The sequence below is a fragment of the Agromyces sp. S2-1-8 genome, assembly GCF_021129215.1.
In the GTDB taxonomy this organism is placed as follows: domain Bacteria; phylum Actinomycetota; class Actinomycetes; order Actinomycetales; family Microbacteriaceae; genus Agromyces; species Agromyces chromiiresistens.
The window spans coordinates 3,732,145-3,759,012 of sequence record NZ_JAJOLP010000001.1; the positions used below are offsets into that span (position 1 = coordinate 3,732,145).

25 protein-coding genes are annotated in these 26,868 nt (G+C 71.8%); 11 read left to right on the forward strand and 14 right to left on the reverse strand.

The features are described 5' to 3' along the window. Positions 1-10: 10 nt before the first annotated feature. The 7 genes from LR269_RS16955 to LR269_RS16985 all read right to left on the reverse strand — a co-directional run bounded on the left by LR269_RS16955 (position 11) and on the right by LR269_RS16985 (position 6,235). A complete protein-coding gene (locus tag LR269_RS16955) occupies positions 11-1,621 on the reverse strand; it encodes a cytochrome b N-terminal domain-containing protein (RefSeq protein WP_308191665.1) in 1,611 nt (536 codons plus the stop codon). Between the two features lie 82 nt (positions 1,622-1,703). After that, positions 1,704-2,498 (reverse strand): SDR family NAD(P)-dependent oxidoreductase, encoded by a 795-nt coding sequence (locus LR269_RS16960; protein WP_231431929.1) that lies wholly within the window; start codon positions 2,496-2,498, stop codon positions 1,704-1,706. Positions 2,499-2,626: 128 nt separating this feature from the next. Next, the gene (locus LR269_RS16965) at positions 2,627-3,529 is read right to left on the reverse strand and encodes a TerC family protein (RefSeq protein WP_231431930.1); all 903 of its coding nucleotides are present in this window, start codon (positions 3,527-3,529) and stop codon (positions 2,627-2,629) included. A gap of 18 nt (positions 3,530-3,547) precedes the next feature. Further along, on the reverse strand, positions 3,548-4,027 hold the full coding sequence (locus LR269_RS16970; protein ID WP_231431931.1) for a nitroreductase/quinone reductase family protein: 480 nt from the start codon (positions 4,025-4,027) through the stop codon (positions 3,548-3,550). Between the two features lie 112 nt (positions 4,028-4,139). Beyond that, on the reverse strand, positions 4,140-5,015 hold the full coding sequence (locus LR269_RS16975; protein WP_231431932.1) for an RNA polymerase sigma-70 factor: 876 nt from the start codon (positions 5,013-5,015) through the stop codon (positions 4,140-4,142). Beyond that, a complete protein-coding gene (locus LR269_RS16980; RefSeq protein ID WP_231431933.1) occupies positions 5,012-5,626 on the reverse strand; it encodes a carboxymuconolactone decarboxylase family protein in 615 nt (204 codons plus the stop codon). The genes LR269_RS16975 and LR269_RS16980 overlap by 4 nt, the downstream gene beginning before the upstream one ends. A 159-nt stretch (positions 5,627-5,785) precedes the next feature. Next, positions 5,786-6,235, reverse strand: coding sequence for a nitroreductase family deazaflavin-dependent oxidoreductase (locus LR269_RS16985; RefSeq protein WP_231431934.1), 450 nt, complete (start codon positions 6,233-6,235; stop codon positions 5,786-5,788). An 81-nt stretch (positions 6,236-6,316) separates the two neighbouring features. On the opposite strand from LR269_RS16985, the gene LR269_RS16990 reads away from it, so the two are divergent. Together LR269_RS16990 and LR269_RS16995 are read left to right on the forward strand one after the other, a co-directional pair. Then, positions 6,317-7,180, forward strand: a complete 864-nt coding sequence (locus LR269_RS16990) for a sigma-70 family RNA polymerase sigma factor (RefSeq protein WP_231431935.1) — start codon at positions 6,317-6,319, stop codon at positions 7,178-7,180. Positions 7,181-7,265: 85 nt separating this feature from the next. Beyond that, on the forward strand, positions 7,266-7,568 hold the full coding sequence (locus tag LR269_RS16995) for a hypothetical protein (protein ID WP_231431936.1): 303 nt from the start codon (positions 7,266-7,268) through the stop codon (positions 7,566-7,568). A 32-nt stretch (positions 7,569-7,600) separates the two neighbouring features. On the opposite strand, the gene LR269_RS17000 is transcribed toward LR269_RS16995, so the two are convergent. Continuing rightward, entirely contained in the window at positions 7,601-8,341 is a 741-nt protein-coding gene (locus tag LR269_RS17000; protein ID WP_231432388.1) for an alpha/beta fold hydrolase, read from the reverse strand. 73 nt (positions 8,342-8,414) lie between these two features. On the opposite strand from LR269_RS17000, the gene LR269_RS17005 reads away from it, so the two are divergent. Beyond that, positions 8,415-9,113 (forward strand): YafY family protein, encoded by a 699-nt coding sequence (locus LR269_RS17005; protein ID WP_308191666.1) that lies wholly within the window; start codon positions 8,415-8,417, stop codon positions 9,111-9,113. A gap of 22 nt (positions 9,114-9,135) precedes the next feature. On the opposite strand, the gene LR269_RS17010 is transcribed toward LR269_RS17005, so the two are convergent. Then, complete coding sequence (locus LR269_RS17010; protein WP_231431937.1) at positions 9,136-10,374, reverse strand: ROK family transcriptional regulator; 1,239 nt, start codon at positions 10,372-10,374, stop codon at positions 9,136-9,138. 346 nt (positions 10,375-10,720) lie between these two features. Here LR269_RS17010 and LR269_RS17015 point away from each other — a divergent pair, with 346 nt between their 5' ends. Then, complete coding sequence (locus LR269_RS17015; RefSeq protein ID WP_231431938.1) at positions 10,721-13,081, forward strand: beta-N-acetylglucosaminidase domain-containing protein; 2,361 nt, start codon at positions 10,721-10,723, stop codon at positions 13,079-13,081. A 216-nt stretch (positions 13,082-13,297) separates the two neighbouring features. On the opposite strand, the gene LR269_RS17020 is transcribed toward LR269_RS17015, so the two are convergent. Both LR269_RS17020 and LR269_RS17025 read right to left on the reverse strand, forming a co-directional pair. Next, positions 13,298-14,200, reverse strand: coding sequence for an aminoglycoside phosphotransferase family protein (locus tag LR269_RS17020; protein WP_231431939.1), 903 nt, complete (start codon positions 14,198-14,200; stop codon positions 13,298-13,300). Positions 14,201-14,250: 50 nt separating this feature from the next. Continuing rightward, complete coding sequence (locus LR269_RS17025) at positions 14,251-14,787, reverse strand: dihydrofolate reductase family protein (protein WP_231431940.1); 537 nt, start codon at positions 14,785-14,787, stop codon at positions 14,251-14,253. 245 nt (positions 14,788-15,032) lie between these two features. Between LR269_RS17025 and LR269_RS17030 the strand changes: the two genes are divergently transcribed. The 3 genes from LR269_RS17030 to LR269_RS17040 all read left to right on the forward strand — a co-directional run bounded on the left by LR269_RS17030 (position 15,033) and on the right by LR269_RS17040 (position 17,164). After that, the gene (locus tag LR269_RS17030) at positions 15,033-15,914 is read left to right on the forward strand and encodes an RNA polymerase sigma-70 factor (protein WP_231431941.1); all 882 of its coding nucleotides are present in this window, start codon (positions 15,033-15,035) and stop codon (positions 15,912-15,914) included. After that, a complete protein-coding gene (locus LR269_RS17035; RefSeq protein ID WP_231431942.1) occupies positions 15,901-16,263 on the forward strand; it encodes a hypothetical protein in 363 nt (120 codons plus the stop codon). Before LR269_RS17030 ends, LR269_RS17035 begins: the two co-directional genes overlap by 14 nt. A gap of 130 nt (positions 16,264-16,393) precedes the next feature. Continuing rightward, positions 16,394-17,164, forward strand: a complete 771-nt coding sequence (locus LR269_RS17040; RefSeq protein WP_231431943.1) for an SDR family oxidoreductase — start codon at positions 16,394-16,396, stop codon at positions 17,162-17,164. 28 nt (positions 17,165-17,192) lie between these two features. On the opposite strand, the gene LR269_RS17045 is transcribed toward LR269_RS17040, so the two are convergent. Beyond that, positions 17,193-17,900 carry a response regulator transcription factor gene (locus LR269_RS17045; protein ID WP_231431944.1) on the reverse strand — a complete coding sequence of 236 codons (708 nt, stop codon included), beginning with the start codon at positions 17,898-17,900 and terminating at the stop codon, positions 17,193-17,195. Beyond that, positions 17,893-19,983, reverse strand: a complete 2,091-nt coding sequence (locus LR269_RS19060; protein ID WP_231431945.1) for a sensor histidine kinase — start codon at positions 19,981-19,983, stop codon at positions 17,893-17,895. Before LR269_RS19060 ends, LR269_RS17045 begins: the two co-directional genes overlap by 8 nt. Positions 19,984-20,178: 195 nt before the next feature. Between LR269_RS19060 and LR269_RS17055 the strand changes: the two genes are divergently transcribed. Continuing rightward, positions 20,179-20,679 carry a hypothetical protein gene (locus LR269_RS17055; protein WP_231431946.1) on the forward strand — a complete coding sequence of 167 codons (501 nt, stop codon included), beginning with the start codon at positions 20,179-20,181 and terminating at the stop codon, positions 20,677-20,679. Continuing rightward, entirely contained in the window at positions 20,663-22,198 is a 1,536-nt protein-coding gene (locus tag LR269_RS17060) for a multicopper oxidase family protein (RefSeq protein WP_231431947.1), read from the forward strand. The genes LR269_RS17055 and LR269_RS17060 overlap by 17 nt, the downstream gene beginning before the upstream one ends. A gap of 125 nt (positions 22,199-22,323) precedes the next feature. Here the strand turns inward: LR269_RS17060 and LR269_RS17065 are convergent, their stop codons facing one another. Next, complete coding sequence (locus LR269_RS17065) at positions 22,324-23,916, reverse strand: ABC-F family ATP-binding cassette domain-containing protein (protein WP_231431948.1); 1,593 nt, start codon at positions 23,914-23,916, stop codon at positions 22,324-22,326. A gap of 274 nt (positions 23,917-24,190) precedes the next feature. On the opposite strand from LR269_RS17065, the gene LR269_RS17070 reads away from it, so the two are divergent. Together LR269_RS17070 and LR269_RS17075 are read left to right on the forward strand one after the other, a co-directional pair. After that, entirely contained in the window at positions 24,191-26,161 is a 1,971-nt protein-coding gene (locus LR269_RS17070; RefSeq protein ID WP_231431949.1) for an AarF/ABC1/UbiB kinase family protein, read from the forward strand. Between the two features lie 41 nt (positions 26,162-26,202). After that, the gene (locus LR269_RS17075) at positions 26,203-26,859 is read left to right on the forward strand and encodes a CatA-like O-acetyltransferase (protein ID WP_231431950.1); all 657 of its coding nucleotides are present in this window, start codon (positions 26,203-26,205) and stop codon (positions 26,857-26,859) included. The last annotated feature ends 9 nt before the right edge of the window (positions 26,860-26,868 follow it).

The following is a 26,868-nucleotide window of genomic DNA, read 5'->3' on the forward strand; positions in this document are numbered from 1 at the left end:
CCGAACGGGCTCACCCGACCGGAATGCGCAGATCCGAGGCATCCCGTTCGCTGTCGACGGAATCGTGCGGCGGGTCGGCCGGTTCGAGGCGGCTGTCGAAGAAGACCCGCGCGAGGCGCGCACGGAGCCGCTCGAGCGGGCGTCCGCGCGGTGCGGTCGTGGCCGCCGCGATGGCGGCCGTGGCGGGCCGGTCGACGTCGAGCAGGCGCCGGCGCTCGTCGCGGTCGAGCTCCTCGTGCACCTCCACGTACTCGCCGCCCGGCAGGCGCACGATGCGCCCCGTCTCGAACCCGTGCAGCAGCATGTCGCGGTCGCGTCGCTGCAGGCCGAGGCACACTCGCCGCGTGAGCGCGAACGCGACGGCCGGGCCCGCCAGCAGCAGGAGCTGGAACACGAGCACCACGCCCTCGATGCTGACGCTGAACGCGGCCGCGATGACGTCGGCGCTGGCCGCGCCCCAGAGCACGCCGTAGAACACGACGCCCGCCACCCCGACGCCCGTGCGCGTCGGGGTGTTGCGGGGGCGGTCGAGCAGGTGGTGCTCGCGGTGATCGCCGAGGATCCACTCCTCGATGAACGGGTACGCGGCGACGAGCAGGAGGTAGGCGGTGACGACCGCGAGCGGGGCGAGCACGGCGAGCGTCCAGGTGCGGTCGAACGCGACGAGCTCCCAGCCCGGCGGCACCAGGCGCAGCGCCCCGTCGAGGAAACCGGTGTACCAGTCGGGCTGGCTTCCGGCGCCGGCGTCGCCCGGTGAAGCGGGCCCGTACAGCCAGATGGGGTTGATCGTGACCGTCGCCGAGATCAGCATCAGCACCCCCATGACGATGAGGAGCAGGCCGCCCGCCCGAGCCGCGGCGGTCGGCAGCAGCGGCACGCCGGTGCGGCCCGGCCCCGCGAACCGCGGAGGGCGGTGCCGGAGGAGCAGCGCGGCGCGCACCGCGATGAGCACCGCCATGAGCGGCACCACGGCGAGGTGCAGCGGGTACAGGTGCGCGATGATCTCGCCGGGGAAGGCACCGCCGAACAGCAGGTCCTTCAGCGGGGTGCCGACGAACGGGATGCCGAGCACGATGCCCTCGACGATGCGCAGCCCCGTGCCCGACAGCATGTCGTCGGGCAGCGCGTACCCGCTCCAGCCGCCCGCGAGCGCCGCGACGAGCAGCAGGAACAGCAGCACCCACCCCGCGCGCCGCGGCCGCCGGAACGCGCCCGTGAAGAACGTCACGAGCAGCTGCGCGATGATCGCCGCCGGCAGCAGGAGGGCCGCCCAGTGGTGCGCCTGCCGCACGAGCAGGCCGACGGGCACCTCGAACGAGATGCGCATCGTCGACGCGTAGGCCTCCGAGACCTGCGCCCCGAGCAGCGTCGGGTAGGGCCCGTCGTAGGCGACCGTCGCGTTCGACGGCGTGTACCAGAACATGAGGATGACGCCCGTCACCGTGATGACCACGAGGCACGCCATCGCGACCACCCCGAACAGGTTCGTCCAGTGCACCGGCACGACACGACCCCGCAGCTCCGCGACGAACGCCGCACCACGCCGTCCCGCGGTCGTGCGGCCCAGCCGCTCTGCCGCCCGCTCGGTGAATCCCGTTCGACGCTCCTGCGTTGCCGACACGTCGGTCTCCTCTCAGGCCCTCTGCACATACGACGCCGCAGCGGCCCGATTTGTGACAGGTGCCCTCGAGGAGCGTGCCGGTTCAGTCGACGAGCGCCCCCGCCGACAGGTTCGCGATCGCGCCGGTCATCGAGCCGGCGCGATCGGAGGCGGCGAACGCGAGGTACTCCGCGACGTCGTCGAGCACCGGCAGCCGGCCCAGCACCGTCATGCCCGCCAGCCCGGTGAGCCATTCATCGATGGGGATGCCTCCGGCCGCCGCGGTGCGGCCGAACATGTCGCCCGTGTACGAGGTCGCGAGCGCATCCGACATGGCGTGCGGGCGCACGCAGACGACGCGGACCCCGTCGGGCCCGAGCTCGCCCGCGAGCGCGCGCGAGAACCCCTCGAGCCCGGCCGACTGGGCCGCGTTGCCGAGCAGCCCGCGACCGGTGAGCCGGGCGCCCGGCGTCGAGATCGTGAGGATGACGCCGCCGCCCTGCGCGATCATGTGCCGCGAGGCGGCCTTCGCGGTCACGAAGTTCGTCTGCAGGTAGCCGTCCACGGGGTGCAGGTAGTCGTCGAGCGAGGTCTCGGCGATCGGCAGGCCCTGCACGTGGTCGAAGCCGACCGCGTTGAGGGCGATGTCGATGCGACCCGCGATCTCGGCCACCTCGTCGACGTGCCGGTCGACCTCGGCCTGGCTCATCGCGTCGACGACGGCGATCGAGACGTCTGCGCCAGCTGCACGGGCGGCGGATGCCGCGGCCTCGAGCCGTGGCAGCGACCGGCCCGTGAGGAAGAGGCGTGCGCCCTCGCGGGCGAACACCCGCGCTGCCGCTCCACCGATCGAACCGCCACCGCCGTGGATCACGGCCACCTTGTTCTCGAGCAGCATGTCACGACCTCCGAATCTCGTTCTGAATTGTGCAACTTGATAGTTGCACTATTCAGAACAGAGTGCAACCTTTCGATTGCACTTCGGAAGCGAATGCCCGAGACGAGGGGTCGCTCGTCGCGGACCGATCAACCGAGCCCGGCGCGCTCCTCCGAGGCATCCTGCTCGCCCTCGACCGGGCGGCCCGACAGGCCGACCGATCCCTTGCCGGCCCCCGTCGAGAGCGCCGCGGCCACCGCCACCGACTCGTCGACGTCGGGGTACTGCGGCCGCAGCCGCACGGGCTCGCGGCGGCGCTGCTCGCGCTTCGCCTTGCGCGAAGCGGCGAGGAGGTTGAGCGCCTCGACGAGGATCGCGAACGCCATCGGCGCGTAGATGAGGGCCTTGTCGATGTGCACCCCGAAGCCCTCGGCGATCAGGAACACGCCGATCAGCAGCAGGAACGACAGGGCGAGCATCTTCACCGTCGGGTGGCGGTTCACGAACGTGAAGATGAAGCGCGCCGCGAACAGCATGATGCCGAACGAGAGCACGACGACCGTGACGATGACGAGCAGGTTCTCGGTCATGCCCACGGCCGTGATCACCGAGTCGAGCGAGAAGACGATGTCGAGCGCCAGGATCTGCGCGAGCACCGAACCGAACGTGATGCGCCTCGGCGCGGCACCGTGCTCCTCCTCCGCGCCCTCGAGCTTGTGGTGGATCTCGGTGACCGCCTTGTAGACGAGGAAGAGGCCACCGGCGATCAGGATGAAGTCCTTCACCGAGAAGCCCATGCCCCACAGCTCGACGACGTCTTCCTTCAGCGTGATGATCCAGCCGGCGAAGAAGACGAGGATGACGCGGATCACCATCGCGAGCGTCAGGCCGAGGTTGCGCGCCTTGGCCTGCTGCTCCTTCGGGAGCTTCGACGCGAGGATCGAGATGAAGATGACGTTGTCGACGCCGAGCACGATCTCGAGCACGAACAGCGTGACGAAGACGGCGATGAGGTCGGGGGTGAGGGCGAAGGAGAAGTCCACGCCGCCCATCGTAGGGAGCCGTGCGCGTTATGCGGCGCCATCCGTGCGGGGCGTGCGGCGTGGCGTCAGCCGGATCACGGGGATCTCCCGATCGGTGACGCGCTCGTACCTCGCGAAGCCGTGCGCCGTCGACGTGATCTGCGCCCACGCCGCCGCGCGCTCAGCACCGTGCAGCTGCTCGGCGGTGACGTCGATGCGCTTGCCCGCGAACTCGATGCGCACCCGGTCGGGATGCGCCGCGATGTTGTAGTACCACGACGGGTTCTTCGCGGCGCCGTTCGCCGACGCGACGATCAACCGCGCGCCGTCGCCCTCGGGAAACCAGCGCACGGGTGTCACGCGCTCCCGCCCGGTCTTGCGGCCGATCGTCACGAGCGCGAGCTTGTTGCCGCGCCGGTCGCCCTTGCGGCGGATGTGCTCGGCCATGCGCTGGTTGCCCCACCGCTCGAGCCGGGTGCCGGCCGGGCTGCGCGCGCCGCGGGTGCCGTTCGGGGTGTCGAAGGCCATGGGGATCGCCTCCCTCTGGTGGCGAGTGCTTCCCCTCAATCATCCCGCGGATCGGGCAGCGCAGGGGCCCCGAGACGCTCCTTCGTCGCTCCTCGACCACCGGGGTCGGCGGTCAGCGCGACAGCTCGGCCTCCTCGTCGAGGTGGCCGAGCTTGTAGGGGTTCGCGATCGAGAAGATGCGGGTGATGCGCCCGTCCTCGATCTCGAAGCTGATCGCCCCGGCGAGCGCGCCGTCGATCTCGCCGCGGATCGCCGGCTGGCCGTTCACCCAGGTCGGTCGCGCCTCGAACGGCAGGCCGAGCTTCGCGAGGCCGCCGATCAGGTACCGGGCGATCTTGTCGGCGCCCACGATCGGCCTCGGCGCCGCGCCGCGCACGAAGCCGCCGCCGTCGGCGACCGACACCACGTCGGGTGCGAGCACGTCCATGAGGCCCTGCAGGTCGCCCGAGTTGATCGCCGCGACGAACCGCGCGACCACCGCCTCCTGCTCGGCGCGGTCGACCGCCACCCGCGGCCGCCGGGCCGCGACGTGCGTCTTCGCGCGGTGGGCGATCTGGCGCACCGCGGCCGGCGTCTTGCCGACCGCGTCGGCGATCTCGTCGTACGACACGTCGAACACCTCGCGCAGCACGAACACGGCGCGCTCGGTGGGTCCGAGCGTCTCGAGCACGGTCAGCATCGCGATCGACACGCTCTCGGCGAACTCCACGTCCTCCGCGACATCGGGGCTCGTGAGCAGCGGCTCGGGCAGCCACTCGCCCACGTACGACTCCCGGCGCCGCGACTTGGTGCGCAGGTGGTTCAGCGCCTGGCGCGTGACGATCCGCACGAGGTAGGCGCGCTCCTCGCGCACCTCGGATCGGTCGACGGCGTTCCACCGCAGCCACGACTCCTGCAGCACGTCTTCGGTGTCGGCCACCGAGCCGAGCATCTCGTACGCGATCGTGAAGAGCAGGGTGCGGTGGGTGACGAACGGGTCGTCGGTCATGATGCCGAGCCTACGACCTCGGCCGGGGCATCCGTCGTCGTCGCCCTCGTCGCGAGCGGCGGCAGGGCGCACGCATCGGCGTAGCCCTCCGAGTGGATGCCGAGGGCGAGGTTCATGCGCGAGCTCATGTTCATGAAGGCGACCTTCGCCGTGAGCTCGATGAGCGCGGCCGGGCCGAGCTCGTCGAGCAGCGCCGCCGACAGCTCGTCGGTGACGGCGGGCGGGGTCTGGCTCATCGCCTCCGCGTACTCCATGACGTTGCGTTCGAGGGGCGTGAAGACGGATGCCTCGCGCCAGGCCGGCACCTGCCGGGCCTTCGCCTCGTCGAGGCGCTCGTTGTGCGCCTTGTAGTAGTTGAAGTCGAGGCACCAGCTGCACCCGATGTAGGCCGCCGTCGCCATCACGGCGTAGCTCGCGAGGTTGTCGTCGAGCTCGTCGAGCGCCTCGATCTTGCGCCCGATGCCCATCGACGCGCGCATGAGCGCGGGATGGTGCGCGAGCACGCCCATCGAGTCGGGCACCTGGCCGAGCATGCGGCGGGCCGCGACCTTCACGACCGTGCCGAAGACACCCGTGAGCTCGGTCGGCGGAATGCGGGTCTGGGTGGTCATCGTGTCCTCCTGCGGTGGTCGACGGCCGGTGTTCGGTTCCCGGAACATTCCGTCGATGCAGGTAAGACACCGGCCCGCGCTCGCGTGTGACAGGTGCGGCGAAAACTCCTCGTCGATCGTCGATCGTCGACCGGCGGCGGCCGGGCAACCGCCGCGTGCCTACTCGACCGGCGGAGCCGCCCGGTCGAGCACGATCGCCGCGGGGAAGCGGCCCAGCACCCGGCGGAAGGGCGCCTTCGCGAGGCGCTGCGCCACGGCGGCGTCGACGATGCGCGGGTGCACGAGTTCGACGTCGCGCGCCTTCCAGCGCAGTGATGCGCCGCCGGCGGCGACGACGTTGCGAGCCCAGTTCGTGTTGACGCCCCACGGCAGGCCGATCATCACGATCGCGGCGTCGATCGTCGGCACGATCGCGATCGGGGTCTCGTAGGCGGTGCCGCTCTTGCGGCCCCGGTGGCGGATCACCGCCCAGATCGGCATCCACCTCCGGCCGGCGAGCGCCCGGGCGACCGGCTCGGTCGCATGGACCAGGCGCATGGGCGGTCCGGCCGAGGCATCCTTGCCCGACCGTCGTGAGTCGGCCGGTCGTGCGGAGAGCATCTCGTTCATACCAGGGAGACGATCCAGGCCTCGCGAACGTGACATCGGCCCTTGCCGTCACACCGGGCCCGGGTGGATCGTCGTACTGACATGACCGAATTCGCAGAGCTGTGGACCGAGCACCGACGCGTGGTGCGCGACGTCGCCTACCGGGTGCTCGGCTCGGTCGCCGACGCCGAAGACGTCACGCAGGAGACGTACGTGCGCCTCCTCGCCCGCGGCGACGAACCGCTCGACGACCCGCGCGCCTGGCTCGTCACCGTCGCCTCACGGCTGTCGATCGACCGGCTGCGCGCGCACGAGCACTCGCGGCGCGCCTACGTCGGCCCGTGGCTGCCAGAGCCGATCGTGACCGACGAGCACACCCTGCCCGAAGACCGCGTCACGCTCGACGACTCGGTGCGCATGGCGCTGCTCGTCGTGCTCGAGCAGCTGACGCCCGCCGAGCGGACCGCGTTCCTGCTGCACGACGTGTTCGACCTCGGCTTCGACCAGGTGTCGGAGGTGCTCGGGGTGAGCGTCGCGAGCGCGCGGCAGTCGGCGTCGCGGGCGCGCCGGCGCATCGCCGCGCACGGCGACGCCCGGTTCTCGGTCGACGCAGGCGTCGCCCGACGGCTCTCGGAGCGGTTCGCCCGCGCCGCCGCCGAGGGCGACCTCGACGGGCTCATCTCGGTGCTGGCGGGCGACGCGCAGGGGCACTTCGACTCGAACGGCTTCTATCCGGATGCCTCGACCGAGGTCGTCGTCGGCGCCGAGACGGTCGCGCGGCAACTGCTGCGCGGCGTCGGCGGGCGCGGCCTCGACTTCGAGACGGCCGAGGTGAACGCCGCGCCTGGCATCGTCGTGCGACGTCGCGGCCGAGTGGTCTCGGTGCTCGCACTCGAGTTCGCGGGCGACCGCATCGCGGCCATCCACGGCATCGGCAACCCGAAGAAGCTCGAGCACCTGCAGTGAGCGGCGGACCTCCTGCCGACCCGTCCGCCTCCACCTAGACTCACCACGTGACCCACGCCTCCCCCGCACCCGCCGCCGCCACCCGATGAGCCCGGTTCCCCAGGCCGCCCGACGCATCGAGCTGACGCTGCACAAGCCGTGGTTCGCGCTCTACTGGGGTGTCAGGCCGACCGTCGTCATCGGCGGGCGCGGCCAGCCGAGCCAGTGGGGCGTCGGCACCTGGCAGGTGCCGGCCGACCGGGCGACGACGATCGGGGTCTACCTCTACAACCGGGTGTGGCGATTCGGGTCGGCGGAGTTCGGGCTCGGGCCGGGGCATCCGGAATCGCTCGTGTACGTCGCACCGGTGCTGCCCTTCACGCGAGGGCGGATTCGCGCGCGGGAGTAGCTCGGACGGGCAGGCGGGCAGTCCGGTGCGGACTACCGCGTCGGGGAGACTGCCGAGGCGATGACCTGCGCAAGGTCTGCTGGCCGACTCCACATGGGCCAGTGGCCGGTGGGGAGGTCGACGAGATCGACGTGCGTCAGCCGGGCCACCTCGGCGAACATCGGATGCCCTGCGGCGGCCAGCTCCCGGATCTGGCCACTCGAGATGGAGCAGCACACGAGCGTGGTGGGGATGTCGAGGCGCGCGTCGTCGGTGAGGGTGACGGCCTGGCGCAGGACGGGCCCCGGCTCGGGCACGGCGCGGCGACGGAAACGCTCGAGGTCGTCGGGACTCAGCCCGTCGAGGCTGGCTTGCGCTGCGAGCGCCTCGAACGGGGGCAGGGCGAGCTCTTCGAGGTCGGCGGGGGCGTCGGGGGCGAAGACGCTGCCCGGTGCGAGCGGGCCGCTGTCGACCCAGACCACGCGGCGGACCCGTTCGGGGTGCCGGTCGAGCACCATGCTCACCGGCGCGTTCGCGCCGCTGTGCGCGACGATCACCGCCGACCGGTGGGCGGTCGCGGCCTCCTGCGCCAGCGCACGCTCGATCGCGTCGACCTGGTCGTCCAGGGTCCGTGACGACCGCTGCGCGTCCTCGGAATCGAGCCCGGGCAGGGTCATCGCGATGGCGCGGTGTCGGGCTGCACGCAGGTGTTCGACGACGTCGTCCCAGGCCCAGGCCCCCAGCCAGTGGCCGGGGATCAGGAAGATGGTCGGTTCCGTTTCATCACTCGTCATGCCTCCCACCCTCGCTGACGGCATGGACAGCTGGGTGTCACTGTTTCTGGCATGAATTTGGGATGATTCACTGGTGAAGAGAGCTGAACGCCTGCATGCGCTCTCGGAGATGTTGCGCCGTCAAGGGTCTCGCGGTGCAACCGCCGACCGACTGGCTGCCGAGTTCGGCGTCTCGGTCCGCACCATCAAGCGAGACCTGGCTTCCCTCGAACGCAGCGGCGCGGCCCTGTGGTCCCGTCCTGGCCCCGGCGGCGGCTACGGGCTGTCTGAGATCGCCTCGCTTCGACCGGTGAGCCTGAGCCCCGCGCAGGCGGTCGCGATCCTGGCTGCGGTGTCCGCCGCCCCGGATGCCCCCTACTCCGACCTCGCCTCGTCCGGAATGCAGAAGATCCTCGACGTGCTCGATCCCGCCGCCCGGGCCAGAGCCCGACGTCTGGCGGATCGCGTCTGGGTCGACGCGCCGGCCCCGCCGCGGCGGGCGGTCAGGTCGGCGCTCGAGGAGGCGATGACCGAACAGCGGGTGGTCCGCATCCGCTACACCTCGGCCGACGGCACGAACACCTCGCGCGACGTCGAACCGGTGCTGTTCGCATCGACCAACGGCCAGTGGTACCTGGTCGGCTGGTGCCGACTGCGCGACGCGATGCGCTGGTTCGTGGTCGCTCGAGTCCAGCAGGCCCGTGTCACCGCGATCCCGTGCACCGGACACACCGTCGACGAGATCGGCGTTCCGCCGGCCACGGCACGACCGGTGCACAGACGTGACGACTGACCGACCCGACCGACGTCTTCGGTCAGTGCACCTCACCGATCACCGGGGCGAGGCCTGCAGCCGGGCGCTCCGTCAGCGGCAGGGCGTCACCGAGGATCGGCGCGAGCGCCGAGCGCGCCGGGCCGAGGTACCGGCCGAGCTCGAGCCGGCCGTAGCGGATCGGCACGGGCGCGGTGCCCTTGGCCGGGTACATCTCGAACTCGTCGCGCACCGTGCCGAGGAAGTGCGGGCCGAGGGCGGGGGCGGCGCCGGCGATGACGACCTCCTGCGGGTCGAGCAACGCCGACATGATGCGCAGGGCACGAGACAGGGCGCGCGCGCCGAAGGCCATGCGCTCGCGCGACTCGGCGGTCGAGGCGAGCAGGCTCGTGTCGTGCTCGTCGAACTCGTCGGTGTAGGCGTCGCCGAGCATCGCGCTCATCGAGGCGGCCGACTCGAGGCATCCCGACAGGCCGCACCGGCACGTCGCCCGCGCGCCCTCGAAGACGACCCGCACGTGACCGATCTCGCCGGCCCGGCCGGTCGCGCCGGCCATGAGGGTGCCGCCGTTCGTGACGGCGGCGCCGACGCCCTCGCCGAGGTGCACGACGAGGCGGATCGCGCCGTCGGCAGCGTCGGCGGCCTCGGTCAGCGCCTCGGCATCGACGTCGTTCACGACCGAGGTCGGTGCGCCGATCGCCTCCTCGAGGAGGCTCGCGAGCGGCACGCCGAACCAGCCCAGCTGCACGCTGTCGACGACGACCCCGTCGGCCGTGACGCCGGGCACCTGCACGCACGCGGCGAGCACGCGCGACTCGGCCCCCTCAGCGCGCAGGAGCGAGCGCACGGCGTCGACGACCGCCGAGACCTCGACCTCTCCCGCGAGCTCGACCCGGTTGCTCGCGACCGTGCGCCCGGCGAGGTCGACGAGTGCGACGTCGATCGCGCGGGTCCGCACGACCGCGACCACGATGAGGTGCGTCTCGGTGTCGATCTCGAGACGGGTCGCGCGCTTGCCGCCCGTGCTCTCGGCAGGGCCGGTCTCGGTGACGAGCCCGAACTCGATGAGCTCGGCCACGAGCGACGACGCCGTTGCGGAGGTGAGCCCGGTGCGGCGCGCGATGACGGCGCGGGTGACCGGGGCCGGCTCGCGCGCGATCAGTGCGAGCGCCCGCAGCAGGTTCTCGCGGCGGATCGCCGTCTGCGCGTCGAGTCCACCCGTACTCGCGAAGCGGCGCAGGAGGTCGGACTTGCGCTGCGGGCCGGCGTTGCTCACGGTCATGGTCTCCTCGATCGGGCGAAGTGTGTCGCGGGCGGCACCCGTGATGCGGTCGCGCGGGTGACATCGGGGGGCACGAGATCATCTTGCCCCTTGACGCCTCGACGACGAATCGCATAGGTTCGAACCAACTTAGTTTACTAAGTCAACAAAGTGGGCCTGATGCGCGGGATTTCTTCCCGTGGCGCGAGTCCCGCGGTCGGGGATTGGCCGCGGGACTCCGGCTCCGTCTGCGCGTTCCCTACCGCGATGCGTCGTGCTGCGCGCCGACGGCCGGCGGCATGCGCCGCGGCATCCGAGGCCCCGAACCGCGTCACCCAGAGACAGAGTCGTCGAGAAGTTGGAGGCAATGATGCAATCGATCCGCAAGACGTTGGCCACGGCGGGAGTGTGCGCCGTCGCCCTGGCCGGGGTGCTCGTACCGCTCCCGGCCGCGGCGGCCCCACCGGCCGGTGCCCTGCCCACGGTGAGCCCGACCCCGCAGTCGATCGATCGCGCCGGCTCCGACCTCAACGTGCCCGCGCGCGTCGAGGTCGTCGTCGACGGCGGCACCGACGCCGCCGCGCTCGCCGCACTGCGCGACACCCTCACCGCCCACGGCGTCGACCGCATCGACGAGCGCGCGAAGCGCTCGGGCACCGCCCCGCTCACGATCGAGTTGGGTGCGGCATCGCGTGGCGACATCCAGGCCGCGCTCGGCGAGACCGACGTTCCCGACCACGCCGAGGGCTACGCGATCCGCGCCGACGCCACGGGCGGTCCGCTCGGCACCGTCGCGCTCGGCGGCGTCGACGCGGCGGGCCAGTTCTACGCCGTCAAGACGCTCGAGCAGCTCTTCGTGCCGAAGGACGACGGCGGCTACCGCATCGCCGGCGCCTCGGTGAGCGACTTCCCGTCGATGCCGCTGCGCGGCACGATCGAGGGCTTCTACGGCAACCCGTGGACCCACGAGGAGCGCCTCGACCAGCTCGGGTTCTACGGCGACGTCAAGGCGAACACCTACATCTACGCCCCGAAGGACGACCCGTACCACCGCGACAAGTGGCGCGACCCGTACCCCGCCGACAAGCTCGCCGAGCTCGGCGACCTCGTGCAGACGGCGACCGACAACCACGTGCGGTTCACGTTCGCCCTCTCCCCCGGCAACACCGTCTGCTACTCGAGCGACGCCGACTACCAGGCGCTCACCGGCAAGCTGCAGCAGATGTACGACCTCGGGGTGCGGGCGTTCAACATCCCGCTCGACGACATCGACTACGGTCGCTGGCACTGCGACGCCGACCGCACGAAGTTCGGTGCGCCGAGCGGCCGCACCGCCGGCATCGCACAGGCCTGGTTCCTCGACCGGGTGCAGAAGGAGTTCATCGAGACCCACGAGGGCGCGTACCCGCTGCAGATGGTGCCGACCGAGTACTACAACACGACCGACTCGGGCTACAAGACCGCACTGCGCGCCATGGACGAGGACGTCGTCGTGATGTGGACCGGTGAGGGCGTCGTGCCGCAGGAGGTCACGGTCGCCCAGGCGCAGAAGGCCGCGACGGTCTTCGGCGGTCCGACCTTCCTCTGGGACAACTACCCCGTGAACGACTACGGCCAGACCTCCGGTCGCCTGCTGCTCGCACCGTACGACAAGCGCGAGGCCGGCCTCGGCGAGTACCTCTCGGGCATCGTCTCGAACCCGATGAACCAAGCCGCGGCGAGCAAGATCGCGATCTTCGGCGTCGCCGACTTCACGTGGAACGACGAGGCGTACGACGCCGAGCACAACTGGTCGCAGGCACTGCGATTCATCGCGAACGGGGATGCCTCGACCGCCGCTGCGCTGCGCGTCTTCGCCGACCTGAACCACCTCGCGCCGAGCTTCGGAGCGCCGTGGCAGCCGCAGTCGCCCGAGCTGAACGCCCGCATCGCGGCCTTCTGGGCGAGCTGGGAGGCCGGCGACAAGGCCGGCGCCGTCGCCGACCTGCGCGAGTACGCGGTCGCCATCGCCGAGGCGCCCGACGCGATCCGGAGCGGACCGACCGACCCGGCGTTCCTCTCCGACGCGAGCCCATGGCTCGACGCGACGACCCTGTGGGGCGAGGCGACCGTCACGCTGCTCGACGCCGTGCAGGCGAGGATCGACGGCGACGAGGCCTCCTCTGCCTCGCTCGCGACCGCGGCGAAGGCGACGGCCGCCGAGGCCGCCGCGATCGTGGTCGATCCGGCCGACAACACCTGGGGCAAGGCCAAGGTGCGCATCGCCGACGGCGTGCTCGACGTGTTCCACGGCCGCATCGGGTTCACCCTCGCGATGTGGGAGGCCGGTGACGTCGTGAACGTCGCGCCCAAGGGCACGGCGACCGCGTCGAGCGTCGAGGTGCCGCAGTTCGGCACCAAGAACGTGAACGACGACAACCTGTCGACGCGCTGGGCATCGGGCTACAGCGACGACTCGTGGGTGCAGGTGAAGCTCGCCGAGCCGACGGTCGTGCGCGGCATCACCCTCAACTGGGAGTCGGCCTGCGCGAACGCCTACGAGCTGCAGACGTCGAACGACGGCGTGACGTGGACGACGATCCGCACGGTCGACGACTCGACCTGCGCGCTCGACCTGTTCACGGTCGACGAGGCCGACCCGGTGCAGTACGTGCGCATGCAGGGCATCGACCGCAAGACCACGTGGGGCTACTCGATCTGGGAGTTCGGCATCTACGCGGCGAAGTAGCACTCCGGTCGGTCGAGCAGGCGCGCGGCGCCGTTTCGACACCACCGGCTGAACCGGTGCCCTTCGGCTCGTGCGAGCGGAAGGGCACCGGTCGTCGGACCGCGGGTCGTCCACTCGAGCTGTGCCGGTTCCCCCTCACGATGAGGCGGAACCGGCACAGGTGGTCGGACCATGCCGGCGCCGACCTCGCGGGCCCACCGGGTCGGGAGCGGCGGCTCAGCGCGAGCGGGCGAGCACGGCGTGCAGCCGCGCCCGGCACTCCGCGACGAACTCGGGGAACGTCTCCCAGTAGTACGCGACGCCCGAGACGGCGACGCCGATCGCCCAGGCGCGGGCTCGCAGCCAGGTCGCCTCGTCGAGCTGCGCCGCCGCGAAGTAGGCGTCGCGGGCCTCGGCCGGCAGGTCCCAGACCGCCGCGTGCTCGGCGTCGGGTGCACCGACCGAGAGCGCGCCGAAGTCGATCACGGCGTGCAGGCGGCCGCCGCGCACGAGGAGGTTGCCCGGGCGCAGGTCCCCGTGCAGCCACACGGGGCCGGCCGTCGAATCGGGCAGCTCCACCGCCGCGCGCCACCATCGTTCGAGCAGGTCGATGTCGAGGTCGTGCCCGACGAGCGGTCGGCACTCGTCGAAGTAGCCGCCGATCCACCGGTCGGCATCGCGAAGGCTTCCGCCGCGGTACCAGCTGAGGTCGCCGTCTCGGGTGGCGCCCATCAGGTCGATCGCGTGCAGCTCGCGGACGAACGTCGCGAGGTCGGCGCCGAACGTCGCCCAGTCCTCGACGTTGTGCGCGTCGGGCACGGCGCCGTCGATCCAGCGCACGACGGCCCACTCCGACGGGTACTCGCCGCTCGGCTCACCCGCGTGCTCGGGCGACGGCACGCGAAGCGTCAGCCGCGGCGCGAGCCGCGGCACCCACTCCCGCTCCTTGCGCAGCGACGCCGCCTTGTCACTCGTGCGAGGCATCCGCACCAGCAGGTCGTCGCCCAGGCGGAACATGTGGTTGTCGGTGCCGGCGCCCACCTCGACGATCGGCAGCTCGGCCCACGCGGGCCGCTCGCGGCGCAGCAGCGCAGCGACGAGCGCGGCGTCGATGTGCAGCTCGTCGTCGTGCAGGCGCATCCGCCCATTCTGCCGGTCAGCGCTCGTCGCTCGGCGCGGTCGCCTCGAACTCAGCGCAACGGCGCGTACTTCGCCGCGATGATGCCCGAGTCGTACACCTGCGTGTCGAGCAGTCGCAGGCCGACGGGATGCGGCGAGCGCAGCCGGTCCTCGGCGTTGCCGACGATGAACGGGTGGATTCCCGCGTGCACCTCGTCGACGAGCCCCGCATCGACGAGGGCGGCCGCGACATCGCCGTAGCCGTGCGAGATGATCGAGTCGTACCGGTCGAGGAGCCCGCGCACGTACTCGGCGACATCGCCCTCGATGAGGGTGCAGTTCCAGTCGAGCGGCTCGGTCAGCGTCGTCGACGCGACGTACTTCGGCAGCGCGTTGTAGTGCGCGGCGAAGCCCCGTTCGTCGGTCTGCGCCGGCCAGTACTCGCGGAAGAACTCGTAGCTGCGTCGTCCGAGCAGCACGGCGTCGGCCCCGAACACGAGTTCGTCGCTCGCCCGCTGCAGCCCCGGATCGTTCTCGTCGAACCAGTGCTCCATCTGGTCGAAAGCCCCGTCGAGCGTCATTTCGAATGAGATCGTCACTTTGCCCATGCGCCCCAGCCTGCCCCGCACCCCGGTCGATGTCACGGACGGATGGCACTGAAGACCGCGAGATCCCGAACGCTGTGCCGCGCGCCGGTGCCGGGATGCCTCGGGCCCGCGCCCGAGGCATCCCGACGTATCATCCGGAATATCTCCCACACCGATTCCGGCGAAGCCGTCACATTCGCACGAGGCATCCGGTCTCAGTCAGCGAGACGGCTGCAGTCCCACCCCTCCGACCGACGGGAGCCCGCATGGAGGCGAACCTCGACGACGCCCTGACCGCGTTCGAGCGCGTGCGCGGAAGGCTGTTCGGCATCGCCTACCGCATGCTCGGCAGCGCAAGCGAGGCCGAAGACCTCGTGCAGGACGCGTGGCTGCGCTGGCAGGGCACCGACCGCACGGTCGTCGACGATCCGGCGGCGTTCCTCGCGACCACGACGACGCGACTCGCGATCAACGCGCTGCAGTCGGCGCGCGCCCGCCGCGAGACCTACGTCGGGCCGTGGCTGCCCGAACCCGTCGACACGAGCGCCGATCCCACGCTCGGCGCGGAGCGTGCCGAGGCGCTCGGCTTCGCGGTGCTCGTCATGCTCGAGAGGCTCAGCCCGACCGAACGCGCCGCCTACGTGCTGCGCGAGGCGTTCGCGTACCCCTACGACCAGATCTGCGAGATCGTGCAGGTCTCGGAGGCTGCGGCGCGCCAGCTCGTGAGCCGGGCCCGCAAGCACCTCGCGGGCGACCGTCGCCGCGCGGTGCCGGCGTCGGAGCAGCGGCGGCTGCTCACCGCCTTCCTCGCCGCGGCGAAGACGGGCGACCTCGTCGCGCTCGAGCGACTGCTCGCCGAGGACGTCGTGTCGTACTCCGACGGCGGCGGAGTCGTGCGTGCATCGAAGGTGCCGGTCGTGGGGCGAGAGCGCGTGGCGAAGTTCGTGCGCGCGTTCCACACCCATTTCTGGGACGGCGTCGACCTCACCGAGGCCGAGACGAACGGTCAGCCGTCGGTGCTGCTCTCGAAAGAGGGCGCGACGTTCGCCGTGATCACGATCGTCACGGGTCGCGACGGCATCGACCAGGTGCTCTGGATGATGAACCCGGACAAGCTCGGCGCGCTGGCTTCCCGTGCCGCCTCGTGAACCGGCCGCCCGGCTTCTCGCGGCGCTGCGAACGGGCGATGACGTCGCGCTGACGGCCTGCCTGCACCGCGACGTGCGGCTCGTCATCGACACGGGCGACGAGACGGGCGGCGAACTCGTCGGGCGCGGCAGCGTGGTGCGCGCCCTCGTCGAGCGGCTGACGAACGGGGTGGATGCCTCGCTGGAGGCGTCGCAGGTCAACGGCTGCCCGGGACTCGTGCTTCGACAGGTCGACGGCGAAGTGATCGGCGTGCTCGGCGTCGACGGCGGCGACGCGATCGACGGGCTGTGGCTGTCGACGGCGCCGTCGAAGCTCGCCCACTGGAACGGCCGGCCGACGGTCCGGTGAACGGCGCGGTCGACGGCCGGCCGACGAGATCGACCGACTCCGTCGAATCCGTCACAACCGCGCGGCGTGTCCGGTCAGAGCTGTGTGAGGGCGGCGGATCGGCCGCAGCCCGGGACGGAAGGCACCAGTCATGAAGATCGTCGTCATCGGAGGAACGGGCCTCATCGGCTCGAAGGTGGTCGAACTGCTCGCCGAGCACGGACACGAAGCGGTCGCCGCCTCGCCAGGCACGGGCGTGAACACCATCACGGGCGAGGGCGTCGCCGCGGCGCTCGCCGGCGCCGATGTCGTGGTGGACGTCTCGAACTCGCCGTCGTTCGCCGACGACGACGTGCTCGCCTTCTTCACGACCTCGACGAGCACGCTGCTCGAGGCCGAGCGCCGAGCGGGCGTCGGCCACCACGTCGCGCTCTCGATCGTCGGCGCCGAGCGCCTGCCGCACAGCGGCTACCTGCGCGCCAAGGTGGCGCAGGAGCACCTCATCGAGGAGTCGGGACAGCCGTACTCGATCGTGCGGGCCACGCAGTTCTTCGAGTTCGCGACCCGCATCGCCGACGAGGCGACCGTCGACGGCGTCGCGACCCTGTCGACGGGGCTGATGCAGCCGATCGCCGCCGCCGACGTCTCAGCAGCGGTCGCCCGCGTCGCCGCAGGCGCACCGTTGAACGGCACCCTCGAGATCGGCGGGCCCGAGCGAATCGGCCAGGACGAGTTCGTCCGCGCCGGCCTCGCCGCGAAGGGCGACGCGCGCATCGTCGTCGGCGACCCCGAGGCGCCCTACTTCGGCACGAAGCTGCGCGGCACCGAGCTCGTGCCCGAGAGCCCCGGCGCCCGGTTGTCGACCCTGACGTTCGCCGAGTGGCTCTCGGCCCAGGCGGATGCGCCGGCGCCCGCGAAGTAGCCGTCGGGCGCGCCGGCTGAGCCCGGACTCACCGATCCCGGCCCTCGTCGGCGCCCCCGGCGCCGTCGTTCTTCAGGAAGGCGAGCACCGCCGCCACCCGCCGATGCACGCCGGACTCGGGCAACCGCAGCTTCGTGAAGATCGCGTTCACGTGCTTCTCGACGGTCGAGGTCGAGAGGAACAGCGACTGCTCGATGCCGGCGTTCGTCTTTCCCGCGGCCATCTCGCGGAGCACCTCGAGCTCACGGGCCGAGAGCCGCGCCAACGGGCTCGATGCCCCTGACGCCGTGCGGCGGCGCACGAGGGTGTCGACGATCTGCGGGTCGATCACCGAACCGCCGGTGCACACCTCTCGGAGCGCGTGCACGAGGTCCTCGAGGTCGCCGATGCGATCCTTCAGCAGGTAGCCGAGGCCGGCCGAGCCGTCGGCGAACAGGGCGAGCGCGTAGCTCTCGTCGGCGTGCTGCGAGAGCACGACCACCCCGGTCGAGGGCGACGACGCACGGATGGCGTGCGCGGCCTCGATGCCCTCCATGTGGTGGCTCGGCGGCATCCGGATGTCGGTGAGCACCGCATGCGGCGCGAGGCGGCGCACCGCATCGAGCAGCTCGGTGGCGTTGCCGACCGCGGCGACCACGTCGACCTCGCCCGAGTCCTCGAGCAGGCGCCGCAGCCCCTCGCGCACGAGGTAGTTGTCCTCGGCGATCACGACGCGCAGCACGCCCGGGTCATCCATGCGCGCCTCCCTGCGCCGCGGGCGGCTCCTCGCCGGCCACCCCGTCGACCGGCAGCTCCACGAGCACGGTCGTGCCGGAGGGTTCGCGTGCCGACACGCGCACCGTCCCCCGGAGTGCGGCGACCCGGTCCCGGATGTTCGCGAGCCCGCCGTGCGACACCGGCTCCGCGCCGCCCGCCGGCGCCCCGATGCCGCGACCGTCGTCGCTGATCGAGATGCGCAGATGCCCGTTCGACCGTGCGAGCACCACCGTCGCGTGCATCGCGTCGGCGTGCTTCGCCGTGTTCGCGAGCGCCTCGCGCACGACGTAGTAGGCGGTCGTCTCGACATCCTCGGGGTACCGCTCGGCGCGCACCGCGGCGTCGGCGTCGACCGAGAGCGCGATCGGGTACCGCGCGACACCCGACTCGACGGCGGCGACGAGCCCGTTGTCGCTCAGCACGGGCGGGTGGATCCCTTGCGCGAGCTCCCGCAGGTCGGTGAGCGTCTCGCGGGCCTGGTCCTGCAGTTCGGTGAGCTCGGCCGGGGTGAGTTGACCGCGCTCCAACCGGTTGCGGGCGAGGCGCAGCCCCGCGATCTGCGCCACCACGTTCTGCTGGATGCCGTCGTGCAGGTCGCGTTCGAGACGCCGGCGCTCGTCGTCTTGCGCAGCCACGAGCCGCTCCCTCGAGGCGGTCAGCTCTTCGAGCTGCGCCGCGAGCTGCGCCGTGAGGCGCACGTTCGCCACGGATGCCGCGGCCTGGCCGGCGACCGTGCGCAGCAGTGCGCGCTCGGCGTCGTTGTAGTCGCCGTGATGGCGCGGCCCGACCTCGATGCTGCCGAGGGTCTCGTCGCCGCGGACGAGCTCGGCGGCGAGCGCCGGCGAGGCGGCTCCCCCGTCCTCGCCGGCGACGCCGAGCGGTTCCGCGGCGAGCCCGCCGTCGCCCGACGCGAGCCGGATGCGCACCCACGAGGCATCGAGGCCGTCGCGCACCGCCTCGGCGAGCCGGTTCAGGAGGTCGCGGGGCTCGCCCGCCTCCTCGAGGCGCGCACCCAGTTCGCTGAGCAGTTCGAACTGCCGCTCGCGGTCGCCGAAGAGCCGGCGGTGGATCCAGCGCTGCATCCACGTGCGCACCGGCAGCAGCGCGATCGCGACGAGCGCGGTGATGAGCACCGCGGGCACGACGCGCAGCCGACCCGACAGCAGGATGGCCGGCGTCGCGACCGCGATGCCGTAGAAGACCGTGATGAGCAGGTTCGACGAACGCGAGACGGCTCGCCCGCGGTCGTCGGGGGCGACGTCGAAGGCGCCGTAGCGGAAGATGCCGTGCACGGCGACGATCGGGATGGCGATGAGGGTCGCGTAGACGATCACCTCGCCGACTCCGGGCCACGGCAGCACCGGCCACAGGAGGAACGCCGCAGCCGAGGCCACGACGGTGATCGCCATCGATCGAGTGCGGGCACGCACCTCGGGCGCGCCGAACAGCGCACGCGAGCCGAGCACCGCGAGAGCGAGGAGAACCGCGGGCCACGACTGGACGAAGACCGCGTACACGAACGGCGCCGCCCACTCGAGCCACGGCACGGCGTACTGGTTCGGGATGCCGTCGCCCGAGATGCCGATGTAGGGCGACATCACGAGGTGCGGCGAGGTGAGCAGCGTCAGCGGTCCCACGAGCATCGGCATCCAGAGGAAGGCGACGAGGACGCGCTGCCAGCGCCGCTCGGGCACGCCGTCGGGGAACGTCGCGAAGACGATGAGGAACGCCGACGTGGCGGCCGCGTCGGCCGTCAGGCCGATCATGTTGAACAGCGGGAACCACGGCTCCACGATGAGCTCGATGTTGCGCTGCACGAACGTCTCGTATGCCGACCCGACGAGGATGGCCGTCGCCGCGAGCGCGATGAGCACCGCCGTGCGCGACCTCGAGACGGTGAGCAGCCACAGGCCCAGCACGAAGAGCGGCACGGCTCCGAGGATGGGCCATGCGAGCCCGTGGTCGGCGTCGGCCTCGACGAAGCCGCGCTGCACGACGATGTAGACGAGCGCGGCGACCCCGATCGGGCCGAGCGTCGCGAGACAGACCCACCTGCGGTTCACGGTTCCATCGTCCTCCTGTCGGGCATCGCGCGGGAGGGGGCGGTCCGTACCCGCCCTTGGGGGCCAGCCTCCATCCGGCGTGCGGTGCACCGCCACGAGGCATCCGGCCCGCCGTGTTCCGGCGCCGACCGGACTCCGCGACCGTCGAAGGCGAGCGGATGCCGCGGACCGGCGCCGCACGAAGGAGAAGGCATCATGCGCAAGCTGTACTCGGGCCTCGCCTGGACCGTCGCGGGCGCCGTCGTCGTGCAGGCCGCGGCGATCGCGTTCGCGTTCGGCGGCATGCTCAATCTCATCGCCGAGGGCGGCGTCGTCGACAAGGCGCTGCTCGAGAGCTTCCAGGCCGGCGGCGTCGGCGAACTCGGCTTCATGATCCACGGGCTCGTCGGAGGCCTGCTGATCCCGCTCGTGGCGCTCGCCCTCGTGATCGTGTCGTTCTTCGTGCGCGTGCGCGGGGCGAAGCTGTGGGCGGCGCTCACGCTCGGGCTCGTGGCGCTGCAGGTGACGCTCGGCTTCGCGATCGTCGGCTCGCCCTACCTCGGACTCATCCACGGGGCGAACGCGCTCGCGATCGTGGTGGCGGCCTCCGTCGCCGCGCTGCGCGTGCGCCGGGCGCGACTGGCCGATCGGGCGAGTGCCGACGCCGCGTCGGGGTCTCGCTCCGAGGGGGCGAGCACCGATGCCGTCGCGGCGTGACCTCCTGCGGTGCGCCGTCGTCGGCGTCGCGGTCGCGACCGCGCTCGGCGCCGGTGCGCTCGCGTGGAGCTCCACGCTGCTGGGCGAGTATTCCGTCATGGGCATGGGCTCGGGAGGTACGACCGGCGGAGCCGGGCACGCGGGCCACGGCGGGCAGGGCGCCGCGGCGGGCGGCGCCGCCGAGGCATCCGGCCTGCTCGACACCGTGAGCGTGACCGACCTCGCCGCCGACCCCGACCGCCCGGCCGACGTGCGCGTCGAACTCGTCGCCCGGCAGGGCACCGTCGACGTGCCCGGCGGCCGGTCGATCGAGGGCTACACGGTGAACGGCACGTCACCGGGGCCCGAGATCCGCGCCAGGCAGGGCGACCTCGTCGAGGTCGTGCTCGTGAACGAGTCGGTGGCCGACGGCGCGACGCTGCACTGGCACGGCATCGACGTGCCGAACGCCGCCGACGGCGTCGCGGGCATCACGCAGGACGCCGTGCCCGTCGGTGGCCGCCACGTCTACCGGTTCGTCGCGGCCGACGCCGGCACCTACTGGTACCACTCGCACCAGGTGTCGCACGTGCAGGTCGAGCGGGGACTGCTCGGCGCGATCGTGATCGAACCGGCCGAGCCGGACGGGCGGATCGCCGCCCCGACCGACGGCTCGCCGCTCGACGTCACCGCGCTGCTGCACATCTACGGCGGCCAGCACACCCTGAACGGCCGCGTCGCCGACGAGCGCGTCTCGGCGCCGCCCGGTTCGACGGTGCGGGTGCGCGTCGTGAACACCGACCAGGGCACCGCCGCCGTGTGGGCGGGAGCACCGTTCCGCGTCGTCGCCGTCGACGGCCACGACGTGCACGAGCCCGGCGAGATCGAGGGGCAGCGCGTGCTCGTACCGGCGGGCGGCAGGGTGGATGTCGCGGTGCGGGCGCCCGACCGCGGCGCTGTGCGGCTGCACGTGGGCGGCGCCCGCAGCATCGTCATCGGCGACGCGTCCGCCGAGGCATCCGCCCCGCCGGTTCGCCAGCCGTCGACGACCCTCGACCTGCTCGCCTACGGAACGCCGGAGCCGCTCACCTTCGACGCGGCCTCGCCCGACCGCAGCTTCGACTACGTGATCTCACGCCGGTTCGGCATCATCGACGGCCGCCCGGGCAACTTCTGGACGATCAACGGCCGCATGTTCCCCGACGTGCCCATGTTCGAGGTCGCCGAGAGCGACGTCGTCGCGATGCACGTCCGCAACGACTCGGGCGACGTGCACCCCATGCACCTGCACGGCCACCACGTCGTCGTGCTCGCGCGCGACGGGGTCGCCGCCTCGGGCAGCCCGTGGGTCGTCGACACCCTCGACGTGCACCCCGGCGAGACGTACGACCTCGCCTTCGTCGCCGACAACCCCGGCATCTGGAGCGACCACTGCCACACGCTCCCCCACGCGGTCGACGGGCTCGTCGCGCATGTCATGTACGAGGGCGTCACGACGCTGTTCACGATCAACGGCGAGGCGGGCAACCGGCCCGAGTGACCGCGGGCGCGCTTCTCGCGTGCCCCGGGTGCCGGGCGGCGCCGGGCGGCGAGTCCGTTGCGTGTCGCGGCCGACATCGCGGGCGTGCCCCGGTCGACGGCCGCGGGCGCCGTGGGTTGCCGGCCCTACAGCGCTCCGGTCGCGGGCTTCTCGACGACGCGCCCGCCGCCCTCGAACACGAGCAGGCGGTCGGCGAGCTTGTCGACGAAGAACCGGTCGTGCGACACCACGACCACGGCGCCCGGGAAGTGCGTGAGCGCGCGCTCCATCACCTGCGTCGAGGTGATGTCGAGGTGGTTCGTCGGCTCGTCGAGCACGATCACGGCCGCACCCGAGAGCAGGCACTGGGCGATCGCCACGCGCGCCCGCTGGCCGCCCGAGAGGTTGCCGATCTTCTGCTGCAGGTCGGCGTCGGAGAACTGCAGCATCGCGAGGAACCGGGCGACGCTCTTCTTCGTCGCCGTGAACGCGAGCGAGTCGGGGTAGGCGTTCACGGCGTGGCCCACGGTGTCGGTCAGGTCGAGCTCGGCGTAGACCCGGTTGTACGACACGAACCGCGCGCCCTTCGCCCAGCGCACCGAGCCCGCGTCGGCCGCGGCATCCTCGGTGAGCACGTCGAGCAGGGTCGACTTGCCCGAGCCGTTCGAACCGATGATCGCGACCCGGTCGCCGCGTTGCAGGTCGAACGACACGCCCTCGAAGAGCGGGTCGCCGCCGAAGCCCTTCGTCAGCCCGGTCACGGTGAGCAGGTCGTTCGAGACCTTGAGCCCGTCGTAGATCGAGGTGATGATCTGGTCGATGGGGCGGGGCGCCTGCCGCTTCTTGATGTCGGCGAGCCGGCGCGCGACGGCGTTCGACGGGTTGCGCGCCGCCTCGCGACGGGCGGACGCGGCGGCCTGCTCGTACGCGAGCAGCTCCTCTTCGTGCGCGAACTGCTTCTCGAGCATCTTGAGCCGCGACTGCTTGGCGTGCACGTAGGCCGAGTAGTCGCCCTCGTACTCCTGCAGTCGATAGTTCTCGATCTCGATGATTCGGTCGACGACGCCGTCGAGGAACTGCCGGTCGTGCGACACGACGAGCACGGCGCCCGCGAACGTCTGCAGCCAGTTCTCGACCCACTTGACGCCGTCGAGGTCGAGGAAGTTCGTCGGCTCGTCGAGCAGCAGCACGTCGGGCGCCTGCACGAGGATGAGCGCGAGCGCCGCCCGGTTTCGCCATCCGCCCGAGAGCCGATCGACCGGCAGGGCGCGCCGCTCGTCGTCGAAGCCGAGCCGGGTGAGCACCGTGTCGATCGTGGTCTCGTAGGTCCAGCCGCCGATGTGGTCCATGCGCTCGAACAGCTCGCCCTGCTCGGTGAGGAGGCGCGTCATCTCGTCGTCGCCCATGGGCTCGGCGAGCGCGAGCGCGATCTCGTCGAGACGGGCCTGCGTCTCGTGCACGTCGGCGAAGTGGGCGCTCAGGGTCTGCTGGATGCTCTGCTCGCCGTCGAGCTCGGAGAACTGCGAGAAGTACCCGATCGTCGTGCCGAGCGTGGCGTCGCGCGTGCCGCCCGACGGCTCGCGGCGGCCGAGCACGACCTCGAGCAGGCTCGACTTGCCGGTGCCGTTCTTGCCGATGAGCCCGACGCGGTCGCCCTTCTTGAGCTTGAGGAATCCCTCTTTCAGCACGGGCCGCCCGTCGAACTCGATGCTCACGTCGTTCAGGCGGATCAGGCTCACGAGGGTCCTCGGTTTCGGGGGTCGGGGTGCGTTCGGCGCGCTGCGGCCGAGTGGCGAGACGGATGCCTGGAGCCGGCGTCGAGTCTACCGACGGTGCCTGCGCGCCCCGGATGTTCCGACGACTCGCGTCGACCGTTCGTCAACGTGCGAACGCGGCGTTGCGGGTCCAACTTTCGATGGTCGTCTGAGTCCCACGCCGTGTGCAGCGCCGGCTTCGCGCCGCGTTGGCTAGCGTGAGCGGTGGCGGCCGCCCGGCCGCAGGCGGGAGTCGGGGATGAACGTCGGCGACGTGCTGCTCAACGTGGCGCTCATGGTCGCGCTCACGCTGCTGTTCCTGGCCGTGCTGACCGCGTTCGTCCGGCGCGTGCTCGGCGTGCGGGTCGGCATCGTGCGCATCGTGATCGCGGGGTTCGTCGGCCTCGCCGCCGAGGTCGGGTTCGAGTCGCAGGTCGTCTGGGGCAAGCAGGACTACAGTGCCGCGCTCCTGCCGGTGCAGCTCGGCATCGTCATGTTCGCGGCGGTCGCGTTCCTGGTGATCGCCGAGATCATCGTGCCGCCCGGATCCATCCAGCGGCCTGACCAGTGGCTGCCGTCGTTGCGGCGCAGCGCCGCGCGCACCCGCCGCTACACCGAGATCTCGCGCATCGCCGTTCGACATGGACTCGTGCCGTTCCGGCCCAACGCCGAGCCGACGGCCGCCGGCCACGCCGAGCGCACCCGGCAGGCCATCGCCCTTCGGGCCGCGCTCGAGGACGCCGGTGGCGCGTTCGTGAAGCTCGGCCAGGTGCTCTCGACGCGCAGCGACGTACTGCCGCCCGAGTTCGTCGCCGAGCTCAGCCGGCTGCAGCAGCGGGTGCCCCCGGCCGAATGGGCCGAGGTGCGCGCCCTGCTCGAGGCCGAACTGCCGCGGCCGATGGGCGACGTGTTCGGTGCCTTCGACGAGACCCCGCTCGCCGCGGCATCCATCGGGCAGGTGCACCGGGCGACGCTCGCGTCGGGTGAGCCCGTCGCCGTGAAGGTGCAGCGTCCTGGCATCGTGCCGCTCGTCGACCGCGACCTCGACATCGTGCTGCGCCTCGCCGACCAGCTCGACCGGTCGACGGAGTGGGGCCGGTCGCTCGGCGTACGCGGGCTCGCCGAGGCCTTCGCCGCGAACCTCCGCGAGGAGCTCGACTACCGCATCGAGGCGGCGAACATGGCGGCGATGCGCGCGACGCTCGCGACGCATCCGGCGCGGGAGCGCGTCAGCGTGCCCCGCCACCACGCCGAGCTCAGCGGTGAGCGCGTGCTCGTGATGGACCTCGTCGAAGGCCGCACGCTCAGCGATCCGGCTGCCCTGCAGGGACGCTCCGGCGACGAGCGCGCCGAACTGGCCGACCGTCTCTTCTCCTCGGCCATGACGCAGATCATCGACGACGGCGTCTTCCACGCCGACCTGCACCCCGGCAACATCGTGATCGTCGACTCGGGCGAGATCGTGCTGCTCGACTTCGGTTCGATCGGGCGGCTCGACTCCGAACTCCGGCGCCAGATCGGGGAGGTGCTGCTCGCGTTCTACCGCGGCGACGCCCGCAGCTTCGGCGACGCACTGATCGGGCTGGTCGAGCTCCCCGACGACCTCGACGAGGTCGCCCTGCGCCGGCGGATCGGGGCGTTCATGTCGCGCCGGCTCGGCGCGGGCGGCACGGTCGATGCCACCGTCGTGACCGAGATGGTGCGACTTCTCGCCGAGAACCGCATCGCGGTGCCCGGCGATCTCGCCGCAGCGTTCCGCGCCATCGGCACGCTCGAGGGGACGCTCCGCCTCGTGAAGCCCGGGTTCGACCTGCTCACCGAGGCGGAGGGCTTCGCCAAGACCCGGGTCGCCGAGGCGACGCGCCCGTCGGCGCTCTTCTCGACCGCCGTCGACGAGATCGGCGGCCTGCTGCCGATGCTGCGCCGCATGCCCCGGCGCGCCGACCGCATCAGCGCGGCGCTCGCCGACGGACGCCTCTCGTTCAACGTGCGCCTGTTCGCCGACCGTCGCGACCGCTCGCTCGTGCGCGATCTCGTGAACCTCGTCGCCGTCGCGTTCCTCGCGGGGGTGTTCGGCATCATGGCGGCGATGCTGCTCGTCAGCGACGGCGGGCCGGAGGTCGCGCCCGACTTCACGCTCTACCAGCTCTTCGGCTACCTCCTCGTGATCGTCTCGGGGCTGCTGACGCTCAAGGTGCTGTTCGACGTCTTCCGGCGGCGCACGCCCTGAGCGACGTCGATCGGCGGGGTCGGCGTGGAAGGATCGAACGCATGCCGACGCCCACCCCGATCGACCTCGACAGCTGGCCCCGCCGCGAGGCCTTCGAGCACTACCGGCACCGCGTGCCCTGCACCTACGCGATGACGGTCGAGATCGACGCGACCGCGTTCGTCGCGGCGCTGCGCGCCTCGACCCGCAAGACCTATCCGGCGCAGATCTGGGCGATCGCGAACGTCGTCAACCGGCATCCCGAGTTCCGCATGACGCTCACCGACGACGGGGCACCGGCGACGTGGCCGGTCGTGCAGCCCGCGTTCACGGTGTTCAACCCCGAGCGCGAGACCTTCGCCGCGGTGTCGGTGCCGTACGACGCCGACTTCGCGCGGTTCCACGACGCGGCGGCCGAGGTGCTCGCGAGTGCGTCGTCGGCGACCGAGATGTTCCCGCAGGGCGGCCTGCCCGCGAACGGCTTCGACGTCTCGAGCATCCCGTGGGCGAGCTTCACCGGGTTCACGCTCCAGCTCGACGGCGGCTCGAACCACTTCGCGCCGATCTTCACGCTCGGCCGGTACGTCGAGCGCGACGGGCGCACGCTGCTGCCGCTGGCGGTGCAGATCCACCACGCGTCGGCCGACGGATTCCACACCGCGCGCCTCGTCGGCGAACTCGAGCAGCTGTTCGCCGACCCGTCGTGGGTCACCGCCTGAGCACGTCGC

Excerpts from the sequence above, each read along its gene's own strand:
- LR269_RS16960 (WP_231431929.1), bottom strand. The coding sequence starts at position 2,498 with ATGCTGCTCGAGAACAAGGTGGCCGTGATCCACGGCGGTGGCGGTTCG.
- LR269_RS16965 (WP_231431930.1), bottom strand. The coding sequence starts at position 3,529 with ATGGGCGGCGTGGACTTCTCCTTCGCCCTCACCCCCGACCTCATCGCC.
- LR269_RS16970 (WP_231431931.1), bottom strand. The coding sequence starts at position 4,027 with ATGGCCTTCGACACCCCGAACGGCACCCGCGGCGCGCGCAGCCCGGCC.
- LR269_RS16975 (WP_231431932.1), bottom strand. The coding sequence starts at position 5,015 with ATGACCGACGACCCGTTCGTCACCCACCGCACCCTGCTCTTCACGATC.
- LR269_RS16980 (WP_231431933.1), bottom strand. The coding sequence starts at position 5,626 with ATGACCACCCAGACCCGCATTCCGCCGACCGAGCTCACGGGTGTCTTC.
- LR269_RS16985 (WP_231431934.1), bottom strand. The coding sequence starts at position 6,235 with ATGAACGAGATGCTCTCCGCACGACCGGCCGACTCACGACGGTCGGGC.
- LR269_RS16990 (WP_231431935.1), top strand. The coding sequence starts at position 6,317 with ATGACCGAATTCGCAGAGCTGTGGACCGAGCACCGACGCGTGGTGCGC.
- LR269_RS16995 (WP_231431936.1), top strand. The coding sequence starts at position 7,266 with ATGAGCCCGGTTCCCCAGGCCGCCCGACGCATCGAGCTGACGCTGCAC.
- LR269_RS17000 (WP_231432388.1), bottom strand. The coding sequence starts at position 8,341 with ATGACGAGTGATGAAACGGAACCGACCATCTTCCTGATCCCCGGCCAC.
- LR269_RS17010 (WP_231431937.1), bottom strand. The coding sequence starts at position 10,374 with ATGACCGTGAGCAACGCCGGCCCGCAGCGCAAGTCCGACCTCCTGCGC.
- LR269_RS17015 (WP_231431938.1), top strand. The coding sequence starts at position 10,721 with ATGATGCAATCGATCCGCAAGACGTTGGCCACGGCGGGAGTGTGCGCC.
- LR269_RS17020 (WP_231431939.1), bottom strand. The coding sequence starts at position 14,200 with ATGCGCCTGCACGACGACGAGCTGCACATCGACGCCGCGCTCGTCGCT.
- LR269_RS17025 (WP_231431940.1), bottom strand. The coding sequence starts at position 14,787 with ATGGGCAAAGTGACGATCTCATTCGAAATGACGCTCGACGGGGCTTTC.
- LR269_RS17030 (WP_231431941.1), top strand. The coding sequence starts at position 15,033 with ATGGAGGCGAACCTCGACGACGCCCTGACCGCGTTCGAGCGCGTGCGC.
- LR269_RS17040 (WP_231431943.1), top strand. The coding sequence starts at position 16,394 with ATGAAGATCGTCGTCATCGGAGGAACGGGCCTCATCGGCTCGAAGGTG.
- LR269_RS17045 (WP_231431944.1), bottom strand. The coding sequence starts at position 17,900 with ATGGATGACCCGGGCGTGCTGCGCGTCGTGATCGCCGAGGACAACTAC.
- LR269_RS17055 (WP_231431946.1), top strand. The coding sequence starts at position 20,179 with ATGCGCAAGCTGTACTCGGGCCTCGCCTGGACCGTCGCGGGCGCCGTC.
- LR269_RS17060 (WP_231431947.1), top strand. The coding sequence starts at position 20,663 with ATGCCGTCGCGGCGTGACCTCCTGCGGTGCGCCGTCGTCGGCGTCGCG.
- LR269_RS17070 (WP_231431949.1), top strand. The coding sequence starts at position 24,191 with ATGAACGTCGGCGACGTGCTGCTCAACGTGGCGCTCATGGTCGCGCTC.
- LR269_RS17075 (WP_231431950.1), top strand. The coding sequence starts at position 26,203 with ATGCCGACGCCCACCCCGATCGACCTCGACAGCTGGCCCCGCCGCGAG.